This is a genomic window from Pelomonas margarita (assembly GCF_043555875.1).
In the GTDB taxonomy this organism is placed as follows: domain Bacteria; phylum Pseudomonadota; class Gammaproteobacteria; order Burkholderiales; family Burkholderiaceae_C; genus Pelomonas; species Pelomonas margarita.
The window spans coordinates 1-1,595 of sequence record NZ_JBIGHW010000044.1; the positions used below are offsets into that span (position 1 = coordinate 1).

The window sequence follows — 1,595 nt, forward strand, 5'->3', positions numbered from 1 at the left end:
CCACGCCGCCGGACCTGCCCACCTGCCCCTGGTGGGACCCCAGCTGCTCCATCTGCACCGACGGCGTGGGCGCCGGTAAGTGCGAACTCCCGCCGCCCAGCTGCGGCGGCTGAGCGCGCGCTATGCGCCACGCCGCCCGTGATCAACGACGGAACTCTCTGATGACCGCTAACTTCCTTTTGCTGTGGCGCCACGGCGGGCTGTGCCTGGCCCTGTGCCTGGCCTCGCTGCTGGCCCCCAGCAGCCCCGCCCGCGCGGCCCTGCTCAGCAGCCCGGCCGCCAGCTGCGACCCGACGATCGCCACCTGCGCACCCGGTGGCAGCAAGCCGCTGTGCGAGCTGCTGGGCACCTGCCCACCCGGCGGCGGTGGGGGCGGCGGTGGGCCAACCTGCCCCGCGCCGCCTGGCGGCGGCAGCCCCAGCTGCGGCGGCGCCGGCCCGGCCAGCGTGGCCGGCGGCGGCACGGGCGGCGTGTCGGTGGGCGGCGGCAACCCCATCAACCTGCTCAGCGGCAACAAGTACCAGGAAGAGATCGACCTCGCGCCCCTGCCCGGCGTGCTGGGCCTGGAGCTCAGGCGCCACTACAACAGCCTGAGCAGCTACGCCGGGCTGGCCGGCGCGCAATGGGCCACCAGCTACGAGACCGTGCTGTACGACCTGGGCCACCAGGTGCAGATCGTGCAGGCCGACGGCCGGCGCATCACGCTGCAGCGTGGCGTGGGCGCCAACGCGCGGCTGTGCACCAGCCCGCAGCCGCAGGACGGCCAGGTGCGCATCGAAGGCGAAGGCGCCGAACGCGTCTTTCACTGGCGCTGGGGCGACGGGCGCACGCTGAGCTTTCGCAGCGTGGGCCCCATGCCCAGCAAGGGCTACCCGCTGCACAGCATCACGGCCGCCACCGGCGAGCGTGTGCAACTGACCTACAACCCGCTGGGCGACCTCAGCAGCATCACCGACCCGCAGGGCCGCAAACTCGTGCTGGCTTATGGCAAGCCCCAGGCCGGCAAGCGCGCGCTGTTGCAAAGCCTGGGTACCCCGCTGGGCCAGATTCGCTACCGGCATGACGAGCTGGGCCGCCTGACCCACGTGATGCACACCGCGCCCGGCGCGGACAAGCCCCACCTGACACGGCAGTACCACTACGAGGCGGCCCACCAGGCCGGCAACGTCTTTGCGCTCACGGGCATCAGCGTGCAGGCGCCGGGCGAGCACAAGGGCGCGCCGCAGCGCCTGTCCACCTACGCCTACGAGAACACCGGCCGGGCCATCCTTTCCACCAAGGGCCGCCCGCTGCAAAAGGGCGCGGACGGACAAGTGCTGCCCGGCACCGGCATCGAGCAGATCACGCTGACCTACGTGCAGACGGCTACGGCAAACGAAGGCGCGCCAGACAAGACCGGCGAAGTGCAGCCCCGCCCGCAGAGCATGGGCCGCGTGCAGCTCACCAACAGCCTGGGCCAGACCAGCACGCTGACAACCGCCGTGATCGGCGGGCAGCTGCGGCTGATCGAGTTCACCGGGGCGGGCTGCAGCACCTGCGGGCCGGCCAACCGGCGCTACGCCTACGGCACCGCGGGCCAGCTTCTGCGCAGCATC

Annotated in this window: 1 protein-coding gene; it reads left to right on the plus strand. The window is 72.4% G+C overall.

Features of this window, described 5'->3' with window-relative positions:
- Positions 1–161: 161 nt before the first annotated feature.
- The coding region (locus ACG0Z3_RS23110; RefSeq protein ID WP_394402393.1) for a DUF6531 domain-containing protein at positions 162–1,595 on the plus strand (1,434 nt) is incomplete at its 3' end.